General features: G+C 28.6%; 12 protein-coding genes. 11 read left to right on the forward strand and 1 reads right to left on the reverse strand.

Going from position 1 to position 9449, the window contains the following annotated elements; all coding sequences use genetic code 11:
• The 9 genes from AABM47_RS09215 to AABM47_RS09255 form a co-directional block, all read left to right on the forward strand.
• The coding region (locus tag AABM47_RS09215; RefSeq protein ID WP_338410633.1) for a nuclear transport factor 2 family protein at positions 1 to 362 on the forward strand (362 nt) is incomplete at its 5' end.
• A gap of 93 nt (positions 363 to 455) precedes the next feature.
• On the forward strand, positions 456 to 1157 hold the full coding sequence (locus AABM47_RS09220; RefSeq protein ID WP_338410634.1) for a type 1 glutamine amidotransferase domain-containing protein: 702 nt from the start codon (positions 456 to 458) through the stop codon (positions 1155 to 1157).
• Between the two features lie 89 nt (positions 1158 to 1246).
• Positions 1247 to 2023: a type 1 glutamine amidotransferase domain-containing protein gene (locus AABM47_RS09225; protein WP_338410635.1), complete on the forward strand. Its 777-nt coding sequence runs from the start codon at positions 1247 to 1249 to the stop codon at positions 2021 to 2023.
• A 63-nt stretch (positions 2024 to 2086) separates the two neighbouring features.
• The gene (locus AABM47_RS09230) at positions 2087 to 3169 is read left to right on the forward strand and encodes an FAD-dependent oxidoreductase (RefSeq protein ID WP_338410636.1); all 1083 of its coding nucleotides are present in this window, start codon (positions 2087 to 2089) and stop codon (positions 3167 to 3169) included.
• A gap of 130 nt (positions 3170 to 3299) precedes the next feature.
• Complete coding sequence (locus tag AABM47_RS09235; RefSeq protein ID WP_338410637.1) at positions 3300 to 4295, forward strand: MBL fold metallo-hydrolase; 996 nt, start codon at positions 3300 to 3302, stop codon at positions 4293 to 4295.
• Between the two features lie 254 nt (positions 4296 to 4549).
• The gene (locus AABM47_RS09240; protein ID WP_338410638.1) at positions 4550 to 5509 is read left to right on the forward strand and encodes a hypothetical protein; all 960 of its coding nucleotides are present in this window, start codon (positions 4550 to 4552) and stop codon (positions 5507 to 5509) included.
• A 2-nt stretch (positions 5510 to 5511) separates the two neighbouring features.
• On the forward strand, positions 5512 to 6255 hold the full coding sequence (locus AABM47_RS09245) for an SDR family oxidoreductase (RefSeq protein ID WP_338410639.1): 744 nt from the start codon (positions 5512 to 5514) through the stop codon (positions 6253 to 6255).
• A 65-nt stretch (positions 6256 to 6320) separates the two neighbouring features.
• The gene (locus tag AABM47_RS09250) at positions 6321 to 6701 is read left to right on the forward strand and encodes an OsmC family protein (RefSeq protein ID WP_338410640.1); all 381 of its coding nucleotides are present in this window, start codon (positions 6321 to 6323) and stop codon (positions 6699 to 6701) included.
• Positions 6702 to 6915: 214 nt separating this feature from the next.
• The gene (locus tag AABM47_RS09255) at positions 6916 to 7323 is read left to right on the forward strand and encodes an OsmC family protein (RefSeq protein ID WP_338410641.1); all 408 of its coding nucleotides are present in this window, start codon (positions 6916 to 6918) and stop codon (positions 7321 to 7323) included.
• A 569-nt stretch (positions 7324 to 7892) separates the two neighbouring features.
• Here AABM47_RS09255 and AABM47_RS09260 read toward each other — a convergent pair.
• Positions 7893 to 8027 (reverse strand): hypothetical protein, encoded by a 135-nt coding sequence (locus AABM47_RS09260; protein WP_338410642.1) that lies wholly within the window; start codon positions 8025 to 8027, stop codon positions 7893 to 7895.
• A gap of 353 nt (positions 8028 to 8380) precedes the next feature.
• On the opposite strand from AABM47_RS09260, the gene AABM47_RS09265 reads away from it, so the two are divergent.
• Both AABM47_RS09265 and AABM47_RS09270 read left to right on the forward strand, forming a co-directional pair.
• On the forward strand, positions 8381 to 8701 hold the full coding sequence (locus AABM47_RS09265) for a hypothetical protein (RefSeq protein WP_338410643.1): 321 nt from the start codon (positions 8381 to 8383) through the stop codon (positions 8699 to 8701).
• A 12-nt stretch (positions 8702 to 8713) separates the two neighbouring features.
• A partial coding sequence (locus tag AABM47_RS09270; RefSeq protein WP_338410644.1) for a hypothetical protein occupies positions 8714 to 9449 on the forward strand: 736 nt, incomplete at its 3' end.

Here is a 9449-nt window from a genome sequence, read left to right on the forward strand (position 1 = left end):
ATTTTGAATCATTAGCAATTGGAGATATTCCAACATTATTTGGATTGTTTTCAGAAAACGTTGTTTGGCATCAACCTGGAAATAATAAGTTTTCAGGAGTTAAAAAAGGAGTCGAAGCAATTAGTCAAATGATTGTTGGCATGATGGAATTAAGTAACGGAACTTTAAAAGTTGAAAAAGCTGCAAATTTTATGGAAAACGAAAACTTAATTGTTACACCAATTATTTTTAGTGCAACAAAAGGAGATTCAAGTATTAAAATGTCAGGAGTTGATATTTTTAAGATTGAAAAAGATAAGATTGTTGAAGTTTGGTTGTTCTCAGATGACCAAATTGAAGAAGATAACTTTTGGGGAAAATAAATTTACCACCAACAGTACTTTTATTGCCATTAAAAAAAAACAACAAGATGTACATTTGTCTTGTAAATATTACACAACAAAAAAACAATTATTATGAAAACAGGAAACACACAAAAAAGAGTATTATTAGTAATGTCATCATATGATGATATGGGTATAAGTGGAAAACAAACCGGTACATGGTTTACCGAATTAGCAGCACCTTATTACATTTTAACAGATGCGGGTTATGAAGTTGTTTTTGCATCTCCAGATGGAGGCGAGGCTCCAATTGACTTATTAAGTATGAAAACGCCATTTACTACAGAGTTTACGGATAAGTTTTTAAATGATCCAGTAGCTATGTTTGCAGCTAAAAGAACAAGAGTACTAAGAAACATTGATTACAACACATTTGATGCCGTATTTATTCCAGGTGGTTATGGTTTGTTAACAGATTTAGCTTCTGATCAGCATTTAATTAAATTGATCAAAGATTTTTACGAAACAGAACGACCTATTGCAATGGTGTGTCATGCTCCCGCAATATTAAGAGATGTAAAACTTTCTAATGGTAAATTCTTAGTTGAAGGTAAAAATTTAACAGGATTTAAAGATGCAGAAGATGCAGAAATAGAATTAGACAAGCACCTACTGTTCTCTTTAGAACAAGACTTAAAGTGGAGAGGCGCTAACTACAAAAGTGTAACTAACTGGGCACCAAATGTAGTGGTTGACGGTGTTTTAATGACGGGTCAAAGCCCAGCTTCTGCAGCACCATTAGCAGAAGCTTTAAGAGATGTATTAAAAAAATAAAGTATCAAATTTAAAAGCAAATAATTTTATTTGCTTTTAAATTAAAAAAAAAAACAATAAAAAAAAACAATAAATTAAAATTAATAATTATGAAAAATTTAATCAAAAATGTAGCATTAATGTTTAGTGTTTTACTAACATTTACAACTTTCGCACAAAACACGTCCTATAAAATAAACCAACAAAAAAGAGTTTTATTAGTTATGTCATCTTATGATGATATGGGGATAAGTGGAAAACAAACCGGTACTTGGTTTACCGAATTAGCAGCACCTTATTACATTTTAACTGAAGCAGGTTTTGAAGTAGTTTTTGCATCACCAAAAGGAGGCGAAGTGCCAATTGACCTGTTAAGTATGAAAACACCTTTTACAACACCATATACAGATAAGTTTTTAAACGACCCTGTTGTATTGTATGCGTCTAAACATACTAGAGAATTAAGAAACATTGATTACAACACATTTGATGCTGTATTTATTCCGGGTGGCTATGGCTTACTTACAGATTTAGCATCTGACCAAAGTTTAATTAAATTGATCAAAGATTTTTATGAAACTGGAAGACCAATTGCAATGGTTTGTCATGCACCAGCCATATTAAGAGATGTAAAACTTTCTAATGGTAAATATTTAGTAGAAGGTAAAAATTTAACAGGATTTAAAGATTCAGAAGATGCAGAAATAGAATTGGACAGACATTTATTATTCTCTCTTGAACAAGAATTAAAAAGAAGAGGAGCAAATTATAAAAGTGTTAAAAACTGGGCTCCAAATGTAGTGGTTGACGGTGCTTTAATGACTGGTCAAAGTCCAGCATCTGCACCACCATTAGCAGAAGCTTTACGTGATGTATTGAAAAAATAATTTAATAAAATTAATTGGGCTAAAGATATTCTTTAGCCCGATTAATAAAAACAATGTTCTAAGATGAAAGATGTAGTAATTATTGGAGGTGGTTTAGCGGGTTTAAGTGCTGCTTATTATCTACAAAAAGAAAATAATTCAGTTCAAATTCTTGAGGCAAATGATTATATAGGTGGTAGAATAAAAACGGTTAGCACACTTACAGGTGCTGCGTTAGAATTGGGAGCTACTTGGATTTTTTATGATAGTGTTTTGAAAACATTACTTAAAGAATTAAAAATTAACCTTTATGAGCAGTATACAAAAGGAGATGCTATATATGAATCAGTGATTGAACTAAAACCTCAAAGATTTAATGCGCATCAAATGACAGGGGGTCAACGATATCATAAGGTTGTTGGAGGAACATCAAAAATTATAGATGCACTAGCACAAGTAATAGGTTCCAAAAACATCAAAATAAATACAGTTGTAACTCGGGTAATAGATAAAGGTGATTATATTGAAGTACAAACGAACAAAGGTGAGCTTATTAAAGCAAAAAATATAATTATAGCAATACCCCCAAAGTTACTTCAATCTTCGATAATTTTTGATCCTTTATTAACAGACAAGAGTAATGAAATAAGAAAAAATACCCATACATGGATGGGTGAATCTACTAAATTTTCGGTAGAATATAAATCTCCTTTTTGGAGAGAAAAAAACATGGCAGGGTTAGCATTAAGTATGGCAGGGTTAGTAAGAGAAGTGCAAGACCATGTTAATGGTGATAATACTGCATATGCCTTAGTGGGATTTTTAAATTTAAAGCAAGAACATTATCATATGTCAAAAAAAGAACGTAAAAGCATAGTTATTAAAGATTTAGTGCGCTTATTTGGACAAGAAGCTCAAGATGTAATCGCTTATGAAGATCTTATTTGGAACATACAAGCTTTTACATCACCATATTTTAATTTAAATGAAAATCTTTCTGCACATCAAAATAACGGAAATAAAGAACTTATTAAACCTCAAATGAATAATAAACTATTTTTTGCAGGTGCAGAAACCTCAAATGAAAATTCTGGCTATATGGAAGGAGCCGTAATTTCTGCAAAGATAGTTGCTCAAAATATTTCTCAAAAAATACTGAGCATATAAAATAATTATTAATTTAAAATTTTTGACACATAATTAAAAACAAAGAAATGGTAATAAATATAAAATTTGTCTTTTTATTTATTACAGCAATATATAAACGCTTATTATTAATAATGTAAAATACCAAAAAATGAAAAATTTAAGCAATTCAAACAGAAGATCATTTATTAGAAATGCGGGAATCATAGCTGGAGCTTCATTAATTATTCCTAAAACATTTGCTAATTCGAATGATAAAAAAGAAAAAAACAACTTGTTCTTAAATGGGCAAGGAGATGGTTTTTATACCCAAAAAATTGGAAATAAGGAAATCACCGTCATTAGTGATGGATCACTTTATTTTCCGGATGGTTTTTTTGCTCAAGAAGCCAAAGAATCTCAATTAAAAAAAATAGCATCCAAAAACGGATTTTTAACAGATACTACTTCAGTACAAGTAAATGCTCTTGTAATCAAAGATTCAAATGGAGTAACACTTATTGATGCTGGAACTAGCAAAGGGATTTATGATACTGTAGGAAATTTTTTAACTAATTTTAAAAAAGCAGGATTTAATACATCTGAAGTTGATCGTATAGTTTTAACGCATTTACATTTTGATCATTTTGGCTATCTGTTTGATAAAGAAGGTAAAGCAGTATTTCCTAATGCAGAAATAATACTATCTGAAACAGAGTATAATTTTTGGAATAACGGATCACCCAACTTATCTAATGTAACTGCAGATCAAGGAACTAAAGATTTCTTTATTTCATCGGCAAAAGAAGTTATAAAAAATATGAAAAAACAATTTACGGTTAAAAATGATGGACAAGAAGTGGCTCCAGGCATGCGTATGATTGCTGCACCTGGCCATACTCCAGGTCATTTTGCTGTTGAAATGGAAGGTTTTGTTTATCTAGCAGATACTTTTGTACATCCATGGTTGCACCTTCCACATCCAGAATGGTCTTCAAAAGTTGATGTAGACCCTATTTCGGTTAAAGCATCAAGAAAAAGAATATTAGATAAAGTATCTCATGAAAACATATTGGTTGCAGGTGCTCATGCTAATTTTCCTAGTTTTGGTAGAATTGCAAAAAATGGAAAAGGTTATGACTGGAAAGAAATTCCTTTTGAATGGTAATATTGAATAAAAGCAACAGGTTAACACCTAAATAAATAATTGGTAAATTTTTATAATTTTTTAACTTATTGGACATAAGTTATAGGAATATCAGACATGTCCTAATATTTTTTATAACCTATTGAAATGAACAATGGTTTGTTTTCAAAAAATATGATTTTGTTACCCGTTTTGCCTTTATTAACAGAATCCATTTTTAGATATTTAGCTGTTAAATTATATTTAGCAAATCAAAGTAATTTTACATAAAAAGAATGAACATAAATTTTAAGCGAAATGAATTTCCAGCATCAAGGTTTGGAATTATTTTAGGTCTTTTTGGTTTAGGTAATATTTGGAAATTAAGTGATTATTTTTCGGGTTCAAGATTTATAAGCGAAATAATTATGTTCTTTGTTTTACTGCTTTGGTTTGTTTTTATGATTCTTTATATTTTAAAATGGTTTTTAAACTATGAACATGCCATAAAGGAATTAAGACATCCAATTAAAAATAATTACATTGGATTGCCAGGAGTGACTATGATGTTAATGGCCATTGTTATGATGTCGTATAACCAAACTATAGGGGAATGTTTGTTTTTATTAGGCATGGTGATTCAGTTATTATATGGTGTTTATTTTACAGAGCAAATTTGGAAAAACAACACTCAATTTAATTTTATTACACCTGCCTTATATCTACCTACAGTAGCAGGAAATTTTGTTTCGGCATTGGTAGCGGGTATATATGGGTACTACACATTAGGCTATTTTTTTTTAGGAATTGGGTTTTTTTCTTGGCTGTCTTTAGAGTCTATTATAATGAATCGTTTAAAAAAGGAGGATCTCCCTTTGGAATTTAAACCAACATTAGGAATTATGATGGCTCCGCCTGCAATTGCATGTGCTGCATATTTTTCTTTAAACTTAGGCAAGACAAATCTTTTAATTATTTTTTTATTGGGATATGCATTATTTCAATTTTTAATTTCATTAAAAATATTTTTTAGCATTTTAAAAAACAAATTCAATTTGTCTTATTGGTCTTTTAGTTTTGGCTTAACAACATTATCAAGTATTACAATACAATTTGCTGAAAATTTAGATAACATATATAGCAGATATACAGCATTAATTGTATTTTTAATAACGAATATAATTATTTGCTACCTAATTCTTAGATCAATATTATTTGTAAAAAAGGAAAAATTAATTTTAATGGAATTACAATAATTATGAAATATAATAACAAAACAGTTTTAATTATAGGAGGTAGTAGCGGTATTGGTTTAGCAACAGCAAAAAAATATGCGACAAAAAAGGCGCATGTTATAATAGTTGGTAAAACAAAAGAAAAGTTAAAAAAAGCAGCACAAGAAATGGCGAATAATACAACCTATTACCCCGCAGATATTACAAGTTTGGATAGTTTAAAAGAATTATACGAAAAATTAAATAAAAAACAAATTCAAATTGATGTTTTGATCATAACTGCTGGATTAGGAAAATTTGGTAGTTTAGATGAGGTAAGCGAAGAAGAATATGATTTAGTGATGAATACCAATACAAAAGGAACTTTTTTTTCAGTTAGTATATTAGGTAAATTAGTAAAAAATGGTGGAAGTATTATTTTGTTAAGCTCTTTTTTAGCCAATAAATTTATTCCTCTTACCGCAGTACTATCAGCTTCTAAGGTTGCTGTTGAAACGTTTACAAAAATATTTGCACGTGAATTAAGTCCAAAAGGAATACGGGTAAACGCCGTAAGTCCCGGAAGTATAAAAACAAATTTTATGAATGTTGCCAATCCTTCCGAAGACCAACAAAATAGATTGCTAGAAAACATGCCTAAAATTCCATTAGGCAAAAGAGGCGAAACAGAAGAAATAGCAAACACTATTTTGTTTTTATCTAGCGAAGAAGCTAGCTATATAAACGGTTCTATACTATCTGTAGACGGAGGCTTAGCTATAGCATAAAAATGCGATTATACGGTTACTATTTCATAACATAACAATAAATTATAACTTAAAATAAATAAAAAATGACACCAATAAAAACAAAAGTAATTGAAGGAATGGTTACGCATACAGAAACATTAGCAACAGCTAAAGTGAGTCCCAATATTTTGACTCATGAACTCTTTTATCCAATAGATTTATTTTCAGCTTCTTTAGGTAGCTGTATTGTATTATATTCGAGTTTAATAGCCAAAAGAAATGAATTTGAACTTGTTCATATAAATTCTGAGATTACTAGAGAAATGGCAAATTCGAGAGTGTCAAAATTTGACATTAAAATTCATATTGAAGGTGATTATACTGTTGAACAAAAGAAAATTATTGAACATGCAGCTGAAAACTGTCCGGTAGCAAATAGTTTACATCAAGATATTAAACAAAACTTTACTTTTATATATTCATAATGTAATACATTTTGTGCTTCAATAAATGTATATTTTGTAAAATAAAGAAATAATAGATGATTAATTTTAAAAATTTATCGTACTTAGCTTTGATATGATATGCGGTTGCTGTTCTAAAAACTTAAAATATATATTATTTTAAGTTTGACGTTGTATATCTTTTTTCTATGAGGTAAGGTTAAGGTCTAAATAAGTACGATAAATTTTTAAAGCTATGAATTCAAAAACTCATATTAGTTTAATAAAAACAGTAAATAATTCTCCAAATTTATTTACTACTTCAATCATTAGAGAATTTAAAATTGAAGCAGATGAACCTATTGATCATGGTGGTCAAAATTTAGCTCCAACACCATTTGATTTATTGAACAGTGCTTTGGCAAGTTGCACATGTATTTATTTAAGAATTATAGCTACTAAATATAAAATCGATACAGGTGATATTTCCATACGAATTAAAATTTCTAAAAATGAAGATAAGAGCTTTTTGTTTGATAGAAAGATTACAATTGAAAAAGAGATAAATGAAGAACAAAAGAAATTTTTATTGGAAAAATCAAATTTTTCACCAACTACTATTGTTTTGAAGGGAGGCAATACTATTGTTACGAGTTTAAAATAGATATATTTTTACTTACTAATTTAGCACCTAATTATAAACTATAATTATTGACTTTTTTATTAAATAAAATAGCTTTTTCTTTTTTTTTTTTTATCAGAGAATTCGCTATCGGGTTTGTTACTTTAATTTTTTTTGCTTAATTTACTTCACAAACCAAACTGTTTCATACACTTTGCTACAGTAATTCTTGAAATTTTATATCCAAAAATCTGAAAGTCTAAAGTTATTCTAGGAATTCCATATCGTTGCTTGGATTTAAAATAAATCAATGATATCTTTTCTTTTACAGTAATTTTTCGTTGCTGACTTGCACTGATTATTTGTTTTTTTTAGGGGTAATAACCTCTATTGCGGACTTGTATATCTTTGCACATTTTTTTAATCGGGAATAGTTTTTCATTATTTTTAATGAAAATATAAATCATCGGCGGCTCTTGAAAAAAAATCCGATTACTTTTTTTAATATATCGCGTTCTAACTCTACATCTTTGAGTCTTTTCTCCAACTCATAAATCTTTTCTTGCTGGGAGTTAATTTTCCTCTTCCAAAAAAAAACCTTCTCCAAGCTCTTAACACCAATTATACAACTGTGGCACTGCAATTGCTAACTCTCTGGAGAACTCTGATATGTTGGCTCTATCATAACTCAATTGGTCTGCTTTCTTTTTAAAAGCTTTGTCATAAATTTTGTGGACTTGTTTCATAGGCTAAAATTAAGATTATTTCTTAACTTTCTGTGATGGTTAAGTTAGCATACCCAACTCCTTGTTTTATTCTCTATTTTTTTTTAAGAATATAATAGGGGATTGTGAAAATAAATAATTAAGAGATAGTATTAAATAGATAAGTGCCATCGAAATAATCAATAGCTTTATTTGTCGTAAATAATTGATTAGTCGAACGAATGATTTCATTGATAAAATTGAGTGTGATAGCAAATCGTTATTTAAAAATTTCGCCTATAACAGCACACTTGTACGTTCTTAGGTACACTTATTGATTGGTTTTATATTTAAAAGCTTATTTGTTTTAATTTTGTTAGTATTATAAGCTTGACATGAGTGTTAAAGAAAAAGTAGCAATAGAAGATGGTAAAAAAGTGCATTGCTATAAGCAAGGTTCTATTTGGGTTTGCTATGAGCATAGTGCATATCTTATTTTTCAAGACAAAGTATATAAGCCTGCTAAAAAATGGATAAAAAACACAAATAAAGAAGTAATTTCTATTGGTTTTCCTCAAAAGGCTTTAACTTTGGCAAGAACAAACCTAACTTGTTTGTTTAGAAGAAAAAGAAAATTATCGCGTTTTTGCAAGTGTTTAATTAATTATTTTTGTTTAATAATCTGTATCGATTATTTAGGACTAGTCATATCATAAAAATAACGATCTATGAAATATATGATTTTTTTTTTTTTAGTTTTCATATTTAATTCCTTTTGCTCTTTTGGTCAGCAGAGTAGGTTGCTTCAAAAAAACAGTAATCTTTTTATATTTACATATAAAAGTGAAACCTATCTCATAGAAAACGATTCTATTGATAATATTTCATCCAAACAAAAAGGGTTTCCAAAACTTCATAATTTAGAAATTAAAGATTTTAAGTTTGTGTCTAATGAATCTGTTGGTTATTTAAAAGATGCATCTTCAGGAGTAATTTATAATTTTGACGGTAATACTTTTAAAAGATTAGACAATTCTTTTTCCTTTAAAGATCAATTTTATAGTTATAGTTTTATTCATAATAAAAACGTTTTTGATTTTGGTGGCTATGGTTTTTTTAATTATAAAAATTTAATAACTTATTTTAATTTTTCAGAAAAAGAAACAGAAATTTATCATCATAAAAATGCATTAAACAGTATTCCTAACCCTAGAATGAGGATGATGGCTCAATATGATGATGAGGTATTATATATAGGACCAGGATTGGGAATTCAATCAGATATTGAAAATCCTTATGTAAATGAAGGTTTAATTTCAGATTATTGGCAGTTTTCATTTAAAAATAAAACGTGGAGTAAATTAGGTGAAAATATTATTAAGTCAAATTATCCTTATTTTTTTATTTATGATTATAACGGCCACTCCTTGTTGATTTATGATTATGAAATTTATGAATGTGATA

The organism is uncultured Flavobacterium sp., from assembly GCF_963925415.1.
Classification (GTDB): Bacteria; Bacteroidota; Bacteroidia; order Flavobacteriales; family Flavobacteriaceae; genus Flavobacterium.